Source organism: Microbacterium lacus, assembly GCF_044794305.1.
Classification (GTDB): Bacteria; Actinomycetota; Actinomycetes; order Actinomycetales; family Microbacteriaceae; genus Microbacterium; species Microbacterium lacus_B.
Map to the genome: position 1 here is coordinate 868,826 of NZ_CP084996.1, position 16,215 is coordinate 885,040.

Consider the following 16,215-nt stretch of genomic DNA (forward strand, 5'->3'; position numbering starts at 1 on the left):
GGTCCTCCTTCTGCGGCCTCCGGACGAGGTAACGCATACGCTACGCACCCAGGATGCCAATCAGGGGCGTCACGCCTTTGAACCTGCTATGAATGCGCGCGCGCGTTCAGGCAGCGCCGTCGAACATGCTCGTGACCGATCCGTCTTCGAAGACCTCGTGAATTGCCCGCGCGAGCAGCGGCGCGATGGGCAGGATCGTGAGCGTCGGGAAGCGCTTGGCCTCGGGGATCGGGACGGTGTCGGTGACGACGACTTCGTCGATCGCCTCGGACTGCAAGCGCTCGGTGGCGGGGTCGCTGAAGATCGCGTGCGTCGCGGCGACGATGACGCGCTCGGCGCCGTTCTTCTTCAGCGCCTCGGCCGCCTTGACGATCGTGCCGCCGGTGTCGATCATGTCGTCGACAAGCAGGCACACTCGTCCGCTGACGTCACCGACGATCTCGTTCACCGTCACCTGGTTCGCCACATTGGGGTCGCGGCGCTTGTGGATGATCGCCAGCGGCGCCCCCAGGCTGTCGGACCACGTGTCGGCCACGCGAACGCGGCCGGTGTCGGGTGAGACGACCGTGAGCTGCGCGCGGTCAGCTGCGCTGAGGGTGTTCTCGAAGTACTCGAGGAGCACCGGTTTGGCGAAGAGGTGGTCGACGGGGCCGTCGAAGAAGCCCTGGATCTGCGCGGCGTGGAGGTCGACGCTCATCACACGGTCCGCACCGGCGGTCTTCATCAGGTCGGCGACGAGGCGGGCACTGATGGGCTCGCGGCCGCGGCTCTTCTTGTCTTGTCGGGAATACGGATAGTACGGCGCGACGACAGTGATGCGCTTGGCCGACGCGCGCTTGGCAGCGTCGAGCATGATGAGCGTCTCCATGAGCCACTCGTTCACCGGAGGACCGAAGCTCTGGATCAGGAAGAAGTCGCATCCGCGGATCGAGACCTCGAACCGCGTGAGGATCTCACCCGACGCGAACGTGCGGTACTCAGTGGGCACCAGCTCGGTGCCGATCGCCGCAGCGACATCGACCGCAAGAGCGGGGTGCGATCGACCACCAGCGACTACCAGTCGCTTCTTCGTCTTGGCTACCAGCCCTGGCGCAATATCGTGCTCGCGGTCAAGTTCAACCGTCTTCTTCTTGCGCGCCATCGTCCGCCTTCTGTGCCGACCGAGACTTGACTACGGCAGCCGCCGCGCCCGTTCCCGGTCTGTTGGTCTCGACCCAGCCCTCGACGTTGCGTTGAGGGGCCACGCTCAGAGCCAGCGCACCGGCCGGAACGTCCTTGCGGATCACCGCTCCGGCGCCGGTTTTGGCTCCGTCACCGATCCTAACGGGCGCGACGAAGACGTTGTGCGATCCGGTGTGCACCTCGTCGCCGATCTCGGTGCGGTGCTTGGCGATGTCATCGTAGTTCGCCGTGATCGCACCCGCGCCGAGGTTCACCCCGGTACCGATCGTCGTGTCACCGATGTATGACAGGTGAGGCACCTTGCTGCCATCGCCGATCGTGGAGTTCTTCGTCTCGACGAACGTGCCGATCTTGCCGCCAGCGCCCAGGTAGGTTCCGGGCCGGAGGTACGAGAAGGGGCCGACCGTCGCGCCCGCGCCAATCACAGCGAGCGTCGCCTGCGTGCGGGTGACTGTCGCGCCCTCGCCGATCTCACAGTCAGTCAGGGTGGAGTCAGGGCCGACCGTCGCGCCGGTGGCAATCACCGTCGCGCCGAGCAGCTGAGTGTTCGGCAGCACGGTGACGTCGGGCGCGAGCACGGCATCCACGTCGATCCAGGTCGTTGCGGGGTCGATTATCGTTGCGCCTTCGAGCTGCCAGCGACGCACTGTCCGCGCATTGAGCAAGCGCCCTGCTTCGGCCAGTTGCACACGGTCATTGACGCCGAGGGCGGCCGCGGCATCGGGCGCCGCCGCGGCTGCGACGAGTTCGCGGGCCGTGCGTAGCAACCCGACGACGTCCGTGAGGTACTTTTCGCCCAGTGCGTTGGCTGTTCCCACGAAGCTCAGTTGGGTGCGCAGCGCGGGCGCGCGAAACACGTAGACGCCGGCATTGATTTCGTTGACGGATGCCTCGTCGGCCGTCGCGTCCTTCTGCTCGACGATGCGCTCGACCGACCCTTCGGCGTCGCGGATCACCCGTCCGTACCCGGTGCCGTCCGAGAGCACCGCGCTCAGCACGGTCGCGGCGGCACCGCTCTGGCGGTGTGCGTCGATGAGGGCCGCGAGAGTGTCGGCTTCGAGCAGGGGCACATCGCCGCTCAGCACGAGAACGTCGCCTTCGAACCCGGGGATCGCTTCGAGTGCCTGTTCGACGGCCCGGCCCGTGCCGGGAACCTCGTCCTGGTCGACAACCCTGACATCGTCGGCCTCGACAGCTGCCGCGACACGATCGCGGTCGTGACGGACAACAACGAGCACAGACTCGGGCGAGAGAGCGCGGGCGGTGTGGACCACGTGGCCGACGAGAGTACGCCCGCCGATCGGATGCAACACCTTTGGCAACGCCGACTTCATGCGGGTGCCCTGGCCTGCCGCGAGAACGACGACGACCAACGATGCAGTGGTATCTGACATGCTCCGCCGCCAGGATTCGAACCTAGACCTAACAGCTCCAAAGGCTGTCGTGCTGCCGTTACACCACGGCGGACCGGCACACGATGACGCGCGCCCCGTCAAGTCTGCCAGACCGTGGGAACATGACAGTGTGACCTCCGACACCGATGAAGTGGATCGCATCGTGCAGGCGTGGGTCGCGCAGCGCCCTGATCTGGACTTTTCGCCGCTCGAAGTGCTCTCGCGCGTCGATCGCCTTTCTCGACATCTGGATCGCGCGCGCCGCGACGCCTTTCGCCGCAGCGACCTCGAGTCGTGGGAATGGGACGTTCTCTCGGCGCTTCGCCGGGCGGGCGAACCATTCCAGCTCAGCCCGAAGCAACTGCTGCAGCAGACGCTGGTCTCGAGCGGCACGATGACCAACCGGATCGACCGGCTCGTCGGCAGGAGGCTGGTGCACCGTGAAGCTGACCCGGACGACGGTCGCAGCATCCTCGTCACACTGACCGAAGACGGAAAGATTCGTGTGGATGCCGCGATCACGCGGCTGGTCGATGCCGAGGCGGTCCTGCTCGATGCGGTGTCGCGGAGCGATCGCGAGAAGCTCGCGGGACTCTTGAGAAAGCTCAGCCTCGGGTTCGACGGATAGTTGTTCTGGTGCGCGCGCTAGCCGACCTCGATCACGGTCGCCCAGACGAGGTCGACGACGCACAGACCGTCTTCGGTATCGCGGAAGAAGAGATCGCCCGGAACGGAGCCGCCCCCTTCAGGCACACCCATCTCGAGGTTGATGCTCCAGTCGGGGTCAAGGGGGGCCTGCTCCTTCCAGTAGGTGCCGGTGTACCGCTCGGGTTCGCCCGGCTCGAGCCCGGTCCAATCCGCGGGCTCACCGAAGTCGGCGACACCGTCCTCGCAGGCGAGCGCTTCTGCCTCACCGGTTCGGGCCGCGATGATCACCGCGTCCGTGGCCGCGATCACTGCAGCGCCGTCGACACCCCAGATCACGGTGTCGAGGGAGCATCCGGTGATGCCGATCGCCAAGGCGACCGCGAGACCCGCAGAGACCATCGAGCGGGTGGAGCCTGCCGTTCGGCGTGATTCGCGCATCGTTTCACCGTACAACGCGTCCTGGCAACGAAACCCACACATCCGTGCACGAAAACCACACGTCCGGACGCGACAAATCTGTGGTCTCGTGCACGGATGTGTGGGGTCACCCCGGGAGCAGTGTGAACTAGCCGAGCTGTTCGGTGAGCTCGAACCAGCGCTCCTCGACCTGATCGCGGTCGGCCTCGAGCGTGCCGATGCGCGCCATCTCGGTGCCGATCCCGGCGTAGTCGGACTGGTCGTGCTCGGCGAGCGCTGTCTTGGCGCTCGCGATCTGACCCTCGAGCTTCTCAAGGCGCCGCTCGAGGGCTGAGACCTCTTTCTGCGCGGCGCGAAGCTCAGCACCGGCGAGCGCGGGAGGACCCGCGACCGCGGCCGCGGCAGCGGAGGCTGCCACTGCAATCGGAGCTTCACGCTCCCGCGTGCGCAATCGCAGGTACTCGTCCACTCCACCCGGCAGGTGCCGCAGGCGCCCGTGCAGAATCGCGTACTGCTGGTCGGTGACGCGCTCGATGAAATACCGGTCGTGCGAGACCACCAGGAGAGTACCCGGCCAGGTGTCGAGCAAGTCCTCCATCGCCGCGAGCATGTCGGTGTCGAGGTCGTTCGTCGGCTCATCGAGAATCAACACATTCGGCTGCTCGAGCAGGATCATCAGGAGCTGCAGGCGGCGCTTCTGACCACCCGAGAGATCTTTCACCGGCGTCGAGAGCTGGGCGCTCGAGAAGCCCATGCGCTCGAGCAACTGACCGGGCGTGAGTTCTTGCGCCTTGGACCCCGCACCGAACGTGTACGTCGTGCGAAGTCCGGCAATCACCACGCGGACGGGATCGTTCATGTGCCGTTCGAGCTCATCCAGGCGCTGGGTCAGTGTTGCAACCTGCACGGTCTTGCCGCGCTTCACCCGACCCGCGGTCGGCTCGACGGTGCCCGCGACGAGCCCCAGCAGTGTCGACTTTCCGGCGCCGTTGACCCCGAGAATTCCCGTGCGCTCGCCCGGCGCGATCCGCCACTCGACGGCGTGCAGCACCTCGCGCGGCTCGCCGGTCGATGCATCCGGATAGGTGACGGATGCATCGAGCAGGTCGACCACGTCTTTGCCTAGACGAGTGACCGCCAAGCCTTGAAGCTCGGTCTTGTCGCGAATCTCGGGAACGTCTTCGATCAGCTCATTGGCCGCGTCGATGCGGAACTTGGGCTTGGACGTGCGCGCCGGCGCTCCACGGCGCAACCACGCCAGTTCTTTGCGCGCGAGGTTCTGGCGGCGTTGCTCGATCGTGGCCGCCTGCCGGTCGCGCTCGACGCGCTGCAGAATGTACGCCGCGTACCCCCCCTCGAACGGGTCGACGATACGGTCGTGGACTTCCCATGTCTTGGTGCAGACCTCATCGAGGAACCAGCGGTCGTGTGTGACGACCAGCAGTCCACCGGAGTTCTGGCTCCACCGCGTCTTCAGATGCCCAGCGAGCCAGGCGATCGCCTCGACATCGAGATGGTTGGTGGGCTCGTCGAGGAAGATGACGTCGTGGTCGCCGATCAGCAGCTGCGCGAGGGCCACGCGACGGCGCTGACCCCCCGAGAGCGCCGACAACGAGGCATCCCACGCGATGTCAGACAACAGGCCCGCGATCACGTCGCGCACGCGGGAGTTGCCCGCCCACTCGTACTCGGGAATGTCGCCGACGACGGCCTCACCCACGGTGCCATCGTCACCGATGGTGTCGGCCTGATCGAGCACACCGACCGTGACTCCCCCGCGCACGGTGACTCGGCCGCCATCGGGATCGAGAAGGCCGGCGAGCATTGCGAGCAGGCTGGACTTTCCGTCGCCGTTGCGGCCGACGATGCCTATGCGGTCGCCCTCGTCGATGCCGAGAGAGACCGAGTCGAAGACCACCTTCGTGGGGAACTCGAGGTGCAGGGCTTCAGCCCCCAGTAGATGCGCCATATCTCGATCAAGGCTACGCGAGCGGATGCTCGGTCGACGCGCGATAGCGAAAGCGCCGGGCCCGGAGCGATTGCTCCAGACCCGGCGCTAGGTAGATCGCGTGCCTACAGTGGCGTTCGGGTGCGTTACAGCAGACCTTTTTCGGTCAGCCAATCCGTGGCAGCGGTCGCCGCCGAGGCCTGCTCGTCACCCTCGACGCGGTCGCGCAGCGCGATCAGGTCGTCGGTGGTGAGCTCGGCCGAGATGGCGTTGAGGACGTCTGCGAGCTCTTCCGAGTCGATGGATGCGCTCAGCAGCGGGATGATGTTCTGCGCAGCGATGAGGTTCATGTCGTCCTCGAGGACGACGAGGTTCTCAGCAACGAGGGCAGGCGAGGTCGTGTAGATGTCGGCCACCTGCACCGTGTCATCGACGAGCGCGCGCACGGTGTCGGGTCCACCGAAGTCCTCGTACGGGATGAACTCGACGTCGGTGACGCCGTAGACCGACGCAAGACCCGGAAGGCCATATCCAAGCTCAGAGAACTGCGGGTTGGCTCCCAGCGTGAACGGCTGCACATTCACCAGGTCGCCGATCGTGACGAGGTCGTTCGCCTCGGCGAACTCGCTCGTCACGACGTAGGCGTCCTTGTCTTCTGCTTCCGCAGATTCGTAGACGACGAGGTCGTCTGCGGCGACCGCATCCCCCAGCGCCGCGTCGACATCTTCGGTGGTGCGCTGTTCGAAGTCGACGTCGTAGTACGCGAGCAGGTTGCCGTTGTACTCGGGGATCAGGTTGATCGAGCCGTCCTGAAGAGCGGGAATCGTCTGCTGACGCGGGCCGATGTTGAACTGAGTCTCAACCTCGAACCCGGCGGCCTCGAGCGCCTGGGCGTAGATCTCGCCGAGGATCTCGCTCTCGGGGAACGCGAAGGACCCGACGATGATCGTGTCGGAGGTTGCTGCTCCGGCGTCCGTGTCTGTGTCGGGGGCCGTGGGATCTGCTTGCGTGCATCCGGCGAGCGCGATGACTGCACCAGCCGCGATCATGCCCGCCATGACCCGGCCCATCCTTGAAGTTTTCATGCTGTGAAATTCCTTTCTCGGAGTGGTGTTTCCACCGCCGGGGGCTTTTCTGCCCGTCGACGGAGCTGTGCGCCCTCAGAGCCGGCGGCTGTGCCGGTTCCAGGGACTCGTGTGAGGCGCTGGATCAGCGCGAAGACGCCATCGACCACGAGGGCGAGAACGGTGACGAGGATCGCGCCACCGAGAATGCGGTCGTAGTCGTTGAGCCCGATGCCACTGAAGATCACGCGACCGAGACCGCCGAGCCCCGCGTATGAGGCGATCACGGCGGTAGCGATGACCTGGAGGATGCCCGAGCGCAGGCCGCCGATGATGAGCGGCAACGCGAGCGGGATCTCCACTTTGGTGAGGATCTGCATCTCGGTCATCCCGCTTGCTCGCGCTGCGTCGATCGTCTGGCGTGAGACCGACTCGAGGCCGGCGTACGCCCCCGCGAGGATCGACGGGATCGCGAGGATGATCAGGGCGATCATCGTGCCGAGGAAGACCCCGAACGTGCCTCGAACGGCCGAGCCGAGCACCATCGTCAGGAAGAACAACACCCCGAGCGTGGGAAGTGCGCGCATGGCTCCGGTGAAGCCGATCACGAACTGACGCCCTCGTCCGGTGTGGCCGATGTAAAAGCCGACCGGGAGGGCGATGAGAGCGGCGATCGCCACCGCGACGAAGGTGTAGAACAGGTGCTCGGCGATCCGGTCCTGAAGTGGCAGGGGCGTTCGGGATCCCGGTACCCAGTTCGCGGGATCGAGGATCCAGTTCAGCGCGTCGATGAAGAGGTTCATGCCGCCCCCGCCGCTCGAAGCGGTGCGGTGACCGACTCAGTCCCCGCACGACGACGCGTCGCTCGATCCGTGCGGCTCCACGGAAGGAGCGCACGTCCGATCAGGACGAGGATGACGTCGAAGATCAGGGCGATCAGCAGGCTTGCGACAATGCCGACCATCACCTCTTCGAGGTTGTTGCGTGCCTTGCCATTCGTGAACAGGTAGCCGAGGTTCGCCGACCCGATCAACACACCGACGGAGACGAGCGCGATTGTGGAGGCGGAGACGATTCGCATGCCGGCAAGGAGCACGGGGCCCGCGAGCGGGAACTCCACCCTCCAGAATGCGCTCCACCGCGAGAAGCCCATCGCGGTCGCGGCCTGCTTCGTGTCTTCTGACACGGAGCCGAACGCGTCGGCGGATGCGCGCACCATGATCGCGACCGCGTAGACCGTCAGCGCCACGATCAGGTTCACCTCGCTGAGGACCTTCGTCCCGAGTATCGCGGGGAGGATCACGAAGAGCGGGAGCGACGGGATCGTGTACAGCAGGCTTGTCACGGTGATGATCGTGCCGCGCGTGAAGCGTCCCGCCAGAGTCAATCGACCCAGAGGCACCGCGATCAGGAACCCGAGCACGATCGGAATCACGCTCAACCGTACGTGGTTGATGCTGAGCTCCATCACGAGCTCGAAATTCGCGAACAGCCAGGTCACGACGCGTCGCTCACGATTGCGCCCTGCGTGCGTCCCTCCGTGTCGACGACGACGGTGCCATGCGGGGTCTGCTTCAAGCGCAGCGCCCGCCTCCCCCGATCAGCGCCGATGAAGCTGGCGACGAAGTCGTCCGCAGGATTCTCGATGATCTCGTCGGGCGTCCCGGCCTGAGCGATCTGCGCGCCTTTCTGCAGGATCACCACCTGATCGCCAAGCAGGAATGCCTCGTCGATGTCGTGGGTGACGAAGACGACCGTCTTACCGAGTTCGCGCTGAAGTCGCAGCAGCTCCTGCTGCAGGTCGGCACGCACGATCGGGTCGACGGCACCGAACGGTTCGTCCATGAGCAGGATGTTGGGGTCAGCCGCAAGACCGCGCGCGACACCCACACGCTGCTGTTGACCGCCCGACAATTGATTCGGATACCGCCCCGCGAGCGATCGATCAAGCCCGACGGTATCGAGAAGGGCGAGCGCGTTTTCGCGGGCGACCTTCTTCGGCACGCCGCGCAGTACAGGCACAGTGGCGACGTTGTCGATGACGGTGAAATGGGGCATGAGCCCAGAGTTCTGCATCACGTAGCCGATGCTGCGACGCAGTGGCACGACATCTTTGTTCAGGATGCTGTCGCCGTCGATCGTGATGTCACCTGAGGTCGGATCGACCATCCGGTTGATCATGCGCAGAAGGGTCGTTTTGCCGCATCCCGAGGAGCCGACGAACACCGTGGTCCTTCTTGAGGGGATGACAAGGCTGTAGTCCTCGACGGCGCGAGTGCCGTCCGGGAACTCCTTGGTCACGCCGGAGAATTCGATCATCTGGATTTCGAGCGTAACGAACCCTGGGAAAGGTGGGTCCGAATAACGGTGACCATTGTGTTACAGCCAGAGAAGCACTAGCGCGCTAAAGAATGCGCGCTCCCGGTACGGGGCCGTGTACGTGGAGGGCGTGGTGACCCGCTGCTGACAGCAGGATCTGCACCTCGAGAGCGGCAGGCGGGTCCGCGGTCAGGAAGGCGAGCGTCGGTCCTGAACCCGACACCATCCCCGCGAGTGCGCCGTAGTCCAGGCCGGCCTCGAGTGCGGTCGCAAGATCGGGCCTGAGTGAGAGAGCCGCCGCCTGCAGGTCGTTGCGGACGTGCTCGGCCAGCGCGACCGGGTAACCGGAGCGCAACGCCTGGAGCACACCGGTGGCAACAACCGGTACCTGCGAAGCCGGAGCGATATCGGGGTGCGTGCGCAGTTCATCGAGACGGCGGTACACGTCGGGTGTCGAGAGTCCACCCTCGGCCGGGACTATCACCCAGTCGAACCTGCCTTGCGCGAGCGCCGGACTGAGCTGATCGCCGCGGCCCGTTCCGACGGCGCTTCCGCCCATGAGAGCGAAGGGCACATCTGCACCCAGTCGCGCGGCGAGCTGCTGCAGCTGCGGCCCGCCCAGGTCGGTGCCCCATAGTGCGTCGCACGCGACCAGGGCGGCCGCAGCATCCGCCGACCCGCCGCCCATTCCCCCCGCGACCGGCACATGCTTGACGATCTCGAGGTGTACCCCGCCTCGGTAGCCTGCCTTCTTGGCGACCAGACGTGCCGCGCGCAGAGCAAGATTGCGGTCATCCGCCGGCACGCCGGAAACGTCCACCGAACCCGAAATCGAGATCGTGAACTCGTCGGAGGGCGATGCCCACACGTCTTCGTAGAGCGACACGGCCTGATAGGCCGAGGCAACATCGTGGTACCCGTCTTCTTGGACATCGCCCACCTCGAAGAAGAGGTTGAGCTTGCCGGGCGCCCTGACATGCACGCGGCCGTCGACGAGCGGCGCGCTCACAGCTTCGCCGACTCCGCCCAGAGGTCGACGTCGATGATGTCGGAGAGCGCGTCGATCTGCTCGAGTTCCTCGGTGCTGAATGCGGGGCCACTCAGGGCGGCGATGTTCTCGTCCAGCTGTTCGGGACGCGAGGCCCCGATGAGCGCCGAGGTGACTACCGGGTCACGCAGCACCCACTGGATCGCAAGCTGAGCGAGAGTCTGCCCGCGCTCCTTCGCGATCGTATCGAGCGATCGAAGGGTCGAAAGGCCCCGCTCGGAGAGCGGTCGCTCGGGCAACGACCTGCGCTGCTGGGCACGATCGGCGGGGCCGCCGCCGAGGTACTTGTCGGTCAGCAAACCCTGCGCCAAGGGGGTGAATGCGATCGCGCCCATCCCCTCCTGCTTCAGGACGTCGGTGAGGCCGTCCTCGACCCAGCGGTTCAGGATCGAGTACGAGGGCTGGTGGATGACCAGCGGCGTGCCGAGGCTGCGCGCGGCCGCAGCGGCAGCGGCAGTGCGCTCAGCGCTGTAGGACGAGATGCCGACGTACAGGGCCTTGCCTTGGCGGACGAGCGTGTCCAGGGCGCCCACGGTTTCTTCGATCGGCGTCACGGAGTCGGCCCGGTGCGAGTAGAAGATGTCGACATAGTCCACGCTCATGCGCGTCAGAGACTGCTCAGCGCTCGCGAGGAGGTACTTGCGCGACGCGTGATCGCCGTAGGGACCTGCCCACATGTCGTACCCGGCCTTGGACGAGATGATCAGCTCGTCCCGATAGCGCCCGAAGTCCTCGCGCATCATTCGACCGAAGTTGGTCTCAGCGGTGCCGTACGGCGGGCCGTAGTTGTTCGCGAGGTCGAAGTGCGTGATTCCGCTGTCGAACGCGTGGCGCAAGAGAGCGCGCTGGTTGTCGAACGGGATATTGTCTCCGAAGTTCCACCACAACCCGAGCGAGAGCGGCGGAAGGTACAGGCCGGAAGCACCTACTTGGCGATACTCGGTCGCGGAGTATCGCTCCGGGGAGGCCGAGTAGGGCCGGTGAAGATCGTTGACATCTGGGCGAAAGCGCGGTGCATCGGTCACGCCCCGAGCCTAGCCCGCGCACACGGCGACTGGTCCTGCACATCCGGGGTCGCGTGTCAACGGTATGACCCCCGAAACGGGATCGACACGAAGGCGACGTAGTCTTGCCCTCTGTCCCCCGCGGACAACCCCCGTCGACCCCCAAGGAGGCCCTATGGCAACGCTGTCTGCACTGCCCGCCCATCCCCGCAGTTGGGCCTCACTCCTCGAACGTGACGATGTCGTTCTCGATCAGGGAGTGTTGCGGCTGCGGCATCCGTCCGCGACGCCCGACGACGCGCGCACCGCCGACTTGCTCCTCACAGCTTCTGCGCTCGAGGAGGCCGACGTTCCCGTGCTCCTGATACGCCACGGCGTAAGGATTCCCGCCCTGGTCGTTGACCTGAAGGATGCTGCCGCCGCTGTCGCAGCGTTGCGCAAAGTCGCAGAGCCCCTCTACATCAAGCGCAAGGCGCGTGCGGCCGTGCTGGCCGCCGAGTTCGACGCCTTAGGGTCCGCCCCCGCGTCCGTGCGGGTGTACCGTCCGCGCATCACCGAGCGCGGCGAACTGCGCTACAACCACGAAGTCGGCATCCGCCTGGAATTCTGGCGCTTCGGCGCCGATACCGTCGAAGCCCCCCACGACAACGCCCTCACCCGGCGACACACCCCGGTTCAGGACCTCGAGTTCGACCTCGTCGAGCGCTACGGCCGCACCTGGCGGACGCTCTCGGGCATGTTCGATATCCACCCGGCCGAATTCACCGAAGACGTCGACATGGTCTTCTCGTGGGTCGACGGTTCCTCGACCGAGTTCCAGCGCACGCGCGCCGCGCAGATGGCCGAATACGTCGTCGGCGAAGGCGATGACGGCCCTGCCCGCTACCGCCACGTCGACGAACTTCGCTACGCCCTGCGGAGTGTGCACATGTACGCCCCCTGGGTCCGGCGCATCTTCATCGCCACCGACTCACCGGCGCCCGCCTGGCTGATTGACCACCCCAAAGTGACGGTCGTGCGCAGCGAAGAGTTCTTCGCGGATACCTCGGTGTTGCCGATCCACAACTCCCACGCAGTCGAGGCGCAGTTGCACCGCATCGACGGGCTCGCCGAGCACTTTCTGTACTCGAACGACGACATGTTCTTCGGACGTGCCGTCGAGCCCGAACTGTTCTTCTCCCCCGCTGGCCTCACGCGCTTCGTCGAGTGCGGGATCCGCATCGGCGCAGGCGGTCAGGCATTGCACCGCAGTGGGCACGACAACGCGCTGCGGGTGAACCGGGCGCTGTTGCGCGAACGCTTCGGTCGCACGATAACGCGTGACCTCGAGCACTGTGCCACTCCGCTGCGGCGCAGCGTCGCCGCCGAGGTCGAGCGGGCCTTCCCCGAAGACTTCGCTCGTACCGCGGCATCCCGATTCCGCTCGGCCACCGACATCTCGGTGACCAACAGCCTGTACCACTACTACGCGCAGTTCACAGGGCAGGCGATCGCCACCACGACTCCGCGGGTCCGCTACGTACAGACGACGCTCGCCGCCTCACTGTCGGGAATGGAGCGACTCGCGCGCCGACGCGACGTCGACATGTTCTGCCTCAACGACGGCGGCGCGGGCGAGATGCCCGAAGAATTGCGGGTACGGACCGTCACCGACATCCTCGAGCGGATGTTTCCCGTGCGCGCCCCCTGGGAACGCGCCGACCTCGGCGCGGGCGCTGGGTCGTCTTTCAGCGAAACACCGGAATCGGCTCCGTCGGCGGGGCGTGCCGCTGCGGGCTGACACGTGGGGCGACGGCCTGAGCGGCCACCCCGGCCTGCGCGAGACGCCGTTGCGCCTCGGCAGGGTCGATGTGCTCGAGGACCGCCGGAGCATCGACAGCGACGACTGAGTGGACAACGGTGTCGTCGTAGATGTGAACCAGGTTGAACGCCTGCGCGCCATCCTGCGGCCGGCTGCCGCCGACGGGCACCGTGAGGTCTTGCGCGTAGCAGGTGGATGACGCCACCGAGACGGGGACCCCGGCGAACGTGGCAAACGTCGAGTAGTGCAGATGCCCCGCGATGATGGCGCGCACGTCGGTGCCTCGAAGCACGGCGGCGAGCCGGGCCTGGTCACGAAGTTCGACGCTCGCCGCCAGCGGCAGCACGCTGGGCACGGGTGGGTGATGCATGGCGAGGATCGTGCCCAGGGGCGCGGGCGTCGCAAGGACGTCGGCGAGCCAGCGCAACTGGGCGTCTGTCACCTCGCCGTGGTGGGCACCGGGGACGCTGGAATCCAGCGTGACCAGGCGCAAGCCGTCGAGTTCTTCCACTCGATCGATCGGCGCAGAGGTCGCGTCGTGAGGCTCGTCGAGAAGCTGTCGGCGAAAGTGCGCGCGGTCGTCGTGGTTACCCATGACCCAGAACACACGTGTGTTCAGGGCAGCCGCGAACGGCTCCACCAGTTCGCGGAGCTCGCGGTACGCGTCTTCCTCACCCAGGTCGACCAGGTCACCGGTGAAGACGATGCCGTCGGGTGTGATTCCGGATGCTGCGATCACCGCGAGTGCACGCGCGAGGCGGTCCCGCGCGTCGACGGCGTCGAACAACCTCGATCCCGCGGCACGCAAATGGGTGTCACTTAAATGCAGAAGGACGCGCTCGGGCGCCGGGTATTCCGCAGTACGCATCGGTTCTCCCCGCTCGTGCGCCAGCATGCCTCAGCAGAGCAAATATTACAGGCATGTTTCGTGAACTTCCGGGGACCGGCGCGCGAACAGTGACGAAACGGTGCGGCGAATCAGCTCACAACCGCGGCAATGCGGCGGAAGTCGTCGACGGTGAGTTCTTCGCCGCGCGCCGTAGGAGCGACCCCGGCGCGTTCGAGAACGGTTGACGCTTCAGCGGATGAACCGCCCAGCACGTTGGACAGTGCTTGCCTGAGCATCTTGCGACGCTGTTGGAACGCAGCATCCACAATCTGAAAGGTACGTAGACGCTCTGCTTCCGTCCCGCGGGCCTCGGTATCACGCTCGAAGGCGACCAACACGCTGTCGACGTTGGGAACGGGCCAGAACACCTGCCGCGACACGGTGCCCGCCAGACGCCAGCGTCCGTACCAGGCGGCCTTCACGCTGGGCGCGCCGTAGATCTTCGACCCGGGAGGCGCCGCGAGTCGCTCCCCCACCTCAGCCTGCACCATGACCACCCCGCGTTGCAGGCTCGCGAAGGTCTCCATGAAGTGCAGCAGCACAGGCACACTCACGTTGTACGGCAGGTTCGCCACAAGGACGGTCGGGTCACCCGGAAGTTCCGTCACGCGCAGAGCATCAGCATCCAACACCGTCAGCGCACCTTCGGGCACACCGTGCGCGGCGGCGGTTTCGGGAAGCCGCGCGGCGAGACGGTGGTCGATTTCGACAGCGGTGACGGATGCTCCGACCTCGAGAATCGCGAGGGTCAGTGATCCGAGTCCTGGGCCGACCTCGACGACGCGCTCACCGGACTGCACACGGGCGACCTGCACGATCTTGCGCACGGTGTTGGCGTCTACGACGAAGTTCTGGCCCAACTTCTTCGTGGGGGTCACATCGAGCTCAGCGGCCAAAGAGCGAATCTCGGCACCGCCGAGAAGGTGAACGGGCATGCGTTCACTGTAGTTCGGAAGCCTTGACAGTCTGACGCCAGACACGACACCCTGGCCAGAGGCGAGCATGCGCGCGTCGATGGGCTGCATCGAGGAGGATCCACTATGAGTTCGGCGCCAGAGTCCACCGCGAACGTCTCCGTTCCCATCCGCCGAGTCGTCCTGGTCGCCGCCACCGCGGCGCTCGGAGGTTTCCTCTTCGGGTTCGACACGGCCGTGATCAACGGTGCGGTCAGCGCGATCCAGCAAGAGTTCGAACTCGGAGACGCGGCGCTCGGTTTCGCGGTCTCGTCGGCTCTCATCGGTTGCGCCATCGGCGCCTGGTTCGCCGGGCGCATTGCCGACCGCTACGGCCGCATCCGCGTCATGGTGATCGCCGCCATCCTCTTCGTGGTCAGCGCTGTCGGGTGCGGACTGGCCATCGGCGTCTACGACCTGTCGTTCTGGCGCATCGTCGGCGGGCTCGGAGTGGGCGCAGCATCCGTCATCGCTCCCGCGTACATCGCCGAGGTATCGCCGCCCGCTCATCGCGGCCGTCTCGGCTCGCTTCAGCAACTCGCGATCGTCACCGGAATCTTCGTCGCCCTGCTCACCGCCGCAGTGATCGTGGCCATCGCGGGAAGCTCGACCACCGAGTGGCTCCTCGGGCTTCAAGCATGGCGATGGATGTTCCTGGCAGAGATCGTGCCCGCCGTGGTTTACGGCCTCCTCGCTTTGACGATTCCCGAGTCGCCCCGGTTCCTTGTCGCTCGCGGCGAGTTGAAGAGGGCTCGGGAGGTGCTCACTCGCTACGTGGGCGGCGACATTGAGAAAACAACCACCGACATCATCAAGACGGTGGAAGGCAAGTCCGATCGGCCACGATTCTCGATCCTGCGCGGAGGAAAGTTTGGACTGTTGCCGATCGTCTGGATCGGTATCGGCCTGTCGGTCCTGCAACAGTTCACCGGCATCAACGTCATCTTCTACTACTCCTCGACCCTGTGGCAGGCGGTCGGCTTCACCGAACAAGACTCCCTGACAATCACCGTGATCACCTCGGTCACCAACATCGTCACCACCATCGTGGCGATCATGCTGATCGACAAGGTCGGCCGCAAACCGCTTCTGCTCGTCGGCGCGATCGGTCAGTTCGCATGTCTGCTCGTCCTGGCGATCGTCTTCGCCACTGCGACGGTGGTGGATGGGAGCCCGGTACTCGAGGGAGCCGCTGGCCCGATTGCGCTGGTTGCCGCCAACCTGTATGTGGTCTTCTTCGGTGTGTCGTGGGGACCCGTGGTGTGGGTCATGCTCGGCGAAATGTTCAGCAACAAGATTCGAGCGCTTGCCCTCTCCGTTGCCGCGGCCGCGCAATGGGGAGCGAACTTCGTCATCTCGACGACGTTCCCGGCCCTTGCCAGCGTGGGCCTCGGCCTCGCCTACGGCGTATATACCTTCTTTGCGTTCGTCGCGATCTTCTTCGTGCTGCGCTTCATCAAAGAGACGAAGGGACGCACGCTCGAGTCGATGACCGACTGAGGATCCATCCGGCGCGGGTGGCGAGCAGGGGCGCGCTTAGGATGGCGG

General features: G+C 65.7%; 15 protein-coding genes and 1 tRNA gene. 3 read left to right on the top strand and 13 right to left on the bottom strand.

What is annotated here, in order from left to right:
* Positions 1-106: 106 nt before the first annotated feature.
* The 3 genes from LG299_RS04305 to LG299_RS04315 all read right to left on the bottom strand — a co-directional run bounded on the left by LG299_RS04305 (position 107) and on the right by LG299_RS04315 (position 2,649).
* Positions 107-1,141 (bottom strand): ribose-phosphate diphosphokinase, encoded by a 1,035-nt coding sequence (locus LG299_RS04305; protein WP_404433732.1) that lies wholly within the window; start codon positions 1,139-1,141, stop codon positions 107-109.
* Positions 1,116-2,576, bottom strand: a complete 1,461-nt coding sequence (gene glmU / locus LG299_RS04310) for a bifunctional UDP-N-acetylglucosamine diphosphorylase/glucosamine-1-phosphate N-acetyltransferase GlmU (RefSeq protein ID WP_404433733.1) — start codon at positions 2,574-2,576, stop codon at positions 1,116-1,118. Before glmU ends, LG299_RS04305 begins: the two co-directional genes overlap by 26 nt.
* Before the next feature lies 1 nt (position 2,577).
* Positions 2,578-2,649, bottom strand: a tRNA-Gln gene (locus tag LG299_RS04315).
* A gap of 57 nt (positions 2,650-2,706) precedes the next feature.
* On the opposite strand from LG299_RS04315, the gene LG299_RS04320 reads away from it, so the two are divergent.
* Positions 2,707-3,204, top strand: a complete 498-nt coding sequence (locus LG299_RS04320; RefSeq protein WP_404433734.1) for a MarR family winged helix-turn-helix transcriptional regulator — start codon at positions 2,707-2,709, stop codon at positions 3,202-3,204.
* A gap of 17 nt (positions 3,205-3,221) precedes the next feature.
* On the opposite strand, the gene LG299_RS04325 is transcribed toward LG299_RS04320, so the two are convergent.
* The 8 genes from LG299_RS04325 to mgrA form a co-directional block, all read right to left on the bottom strand.
* Positions 3,222-3,662 (bottom strand): hypothetical protein, encoded by a 441-nt coding sequence (locus tag LG299_RS04325; protein ID WP_404433735.1) that lies wholly within the window; start codon positions 3,660-3,662, stop codon positions 3,222-3,224.
* Between the two features lie 127 nt (positions 3,663-3,789).
* Entirely contained in the window at positions 3,790-5,610 is a 1,821-nt protein-coding gene (locus LG299_RS04330) for an ABC-F family ATP-binding cassette domain-containing protein (RefSeq protein WP_404433736.1), read from the bottom strand.
* Positions 5,611-5,735: 125 nt separating this feature from the next.
* Positions 5,736-6,674, bottom strand: a complete 939-nt coding sequence (locus LG299_RS04335; RefSeq protein ID WP_404433737.1) for an ABC transporter substrate-binding protein — start codon at positions 6,672-6,674, stop codon at positions 5,736-5,738.
* On the bottom strand, positions 6,671-7,456 hold the full coding sequence (locus LG299_RS04340) for an ABC transporter permease (protein ID WP_404433738.1): 786 nt from the start codon (positions 7,454-7,456) through the stop codon (positions 6,671-6,673). The genes LG299_RS04335 and LG299_RS04340 overlap by 4 nt, the downstream gene beginning before the upstream one ends.
* Complete coding sequence (locus LG299_RS04345) at positions 7,453-8,154, bottom strand: ABC transporter permease (RefSeq protein WP_404433739.1); 702 nt, start codon at positions 8,152-8,154, stop codon at positions 7,453-7,455. The genes LG299_RS04340 and LG299_RS04345 overlap by 4 nt, the downstream gene beginning before the upstream one ends.
* Positions 8,151-8,972 (bottom strand): ABC transporter ATP-binding protein, encoded by an 822-nt coding sequence (locus tag LG299_RS04350; RefSeq protein ID WP_404433740.1) that lies wholly within the window; start codon positions 8,970-8,972, stop codon positions 8,151-8,153. The genes LG299_RS04345 and LG299_RS04350 overlap by 4 nt, the downstream gene beginning before the upstream one ends.
* 85 nt (positions 8,973-9,057) lie before the next feature.
* Entirely contained in the window at positions 9,058-9,981 is a 924-nt protein-coding gene (locus LG299_RS04355; protein ID WP_404433741.1) for a 4-(cytidine 5'-diphospho)-2-C-methyl-D-erythritol kinase, read from the bottom strand.
* Positions 9,978-11,045 (bottom strand): L-glyceraldehyde 3-phosphate reductase, encoded by a 1,068-nt coding sequence (mgrA, locus tag LG299_RS04360; protein WP_404433742.1) that lies wholly within the window; start codon positions 11,043-11,045, stop codon positions 9,978-9,980. Before mgrA ends, LG299_RS04355 begins: the two co-directional genes overlap by 4 nt.
* A gap of 154 nt (positions 11,046-11,199) precedes the next feature.
* Between mgrA and LG299_RS04365 the strand changes: the two genes are divergently transcribed.
* Positions 11,200-12,804: a stealth conserved region 3 domain-containing protein gene (locus tag LG299_RS04365; RefSeq protein ID WP_404433743.1), complete on the top strand. Its 1,605-nt coding sequence runs from the start codon at positions 11,200-11,202 to the stop codon at positions 12,802-12,804.
* Here LG299_RS04365 and LG299_RS04370 read toward each other — a convergent pair.
* Both LG299_RS04370 and rsmA read right to left on the bottom strand, forming a co-directional pair.
* On the bottom strand, positions 12,752-13,693 hold the full coding sequence (locus LG299_RS04370) for a phosphodiesterase (protein WP_404433744.1): 942 nt from the start codon (positions 13,691-13,693) through the stop codon (positions 12,752-12,754). The two genes, LG299_RS04365 and LG299_RS04370, sit on opposite strands and share 53 nt — an antisense overlap.
* 110 nt (positions 13,694-13,803) lie before the next feature.
* On the bottom strand, positions 13,804-14,649 hold the full coding sequence (gene rsmA, locus LG299_RS04375; RefSeq protein WP_404433745.1) for a 16S rRNA (adenine(1518)-N(6)/adenine(1519)-N(6))-dimethyltransferase RsmA: 846 nt from the start codon (positions 14,647-14,649) through the stop codon (positions 13,804-13,806).
* Positions 14,650-14,754: 105 nt separating this feature from the next.
* On the opposite strand from rsmA, the gene LG299_RS04380 reads away from it, so the two are divergent.
* A complete protein-coding gene (locus LG299_RS04380; protein ID WP_404433746.1) occupies positions 14,755-16,167 on the top strand; it encodes a sugar porter family MFS transporter in 1,413 nt (470 codons plus the stop codon).
* The last annotated feature ends 48 nt before the right edge of the window (positions 16,168-16,215 follow it).

Excerpts from the sequence above, each read along its gene's own strand:
- LG299_RS04370 (WP_404433744.1), bottom strand. The coding sequence starts at position 13,693 with ATGCGTACTGCGGAATACCCGGCGCCCGAGCGCGTCCTTCTGCATTTA.
- LG299_RS04380 (WP_404433746.1), top strand. The coding sequence starts at position 14,755 with ATGAGTTCGGCGCCAGAGTCCACCGCGAACGTCTCCGTTCCCATCCGC.
- glmU (WP_404433733.1), bottom strand. The coding sequence starts at position 2,576 with ATGTCAGATACCACTGCATCGTTGGTCGTCGTCGTTCTCGCGGCAGGC.
- LG299_RS04330 (WP_404433736.1), bottom strand. The coding sequence starts at position 5,610 with ATGGCGCATCTACTGGGGGCTGAAGCCCTGCACCTCGAGTTCCCCACG.
- LG299_RS04350 (WP_404433740.1), bottom strand. The coding sequence starts at position 8,972 with ATGATCGAATTCTCCGGCGTGACCAAGGAGTTCCCGGACGGCACTCGC.
- rsmA (WP_404433745.1), bottom strand. The coding sequence starts at position 14,649 with ATGCCCGTTCACCTTCTCGGCGGTGCCGAGATTCGCTCTTTGGCCGCT.
- LG299_RS04340 (WP_404433738.1), bottom strand. The coding sequence starts at position 7,456 with ATGAACCTCTTCATCGACGCGCTGAACTGGATCCTCGATCCCGCGAAC.
- LG299_RS04305 (WP_404433732.1), bottom strand. The coding sequence starts at position 1,141 with ATGGCGCGCAAGAAGAAGACGGTTGAACTTGACCGCGAGCACGATATT.
- LG299_RS04335 (WP_404433737.1), bottom strand. The coding sequence starts at position 6,674 with ATGAAAACTTCAAGGATGGGCCGGGTCATGGCGGGCATGATCGCGGCT.
- LG299_RS04325 (WP_404433735.1), bottom strand. The coding sequence starts at position 3,662 with ATGCGCGAATCACGCCGAACGGCAGGCTCCACCCGCTCGATGGTCTCT.
- LG299_RS04365 (WP_404433743.1), top strand. The coding sequence starts at position 11,200 with ATGGCAACGCTGTCTGCACTGCCCGCCCATCCCCGCAGTTGGGCCTCA.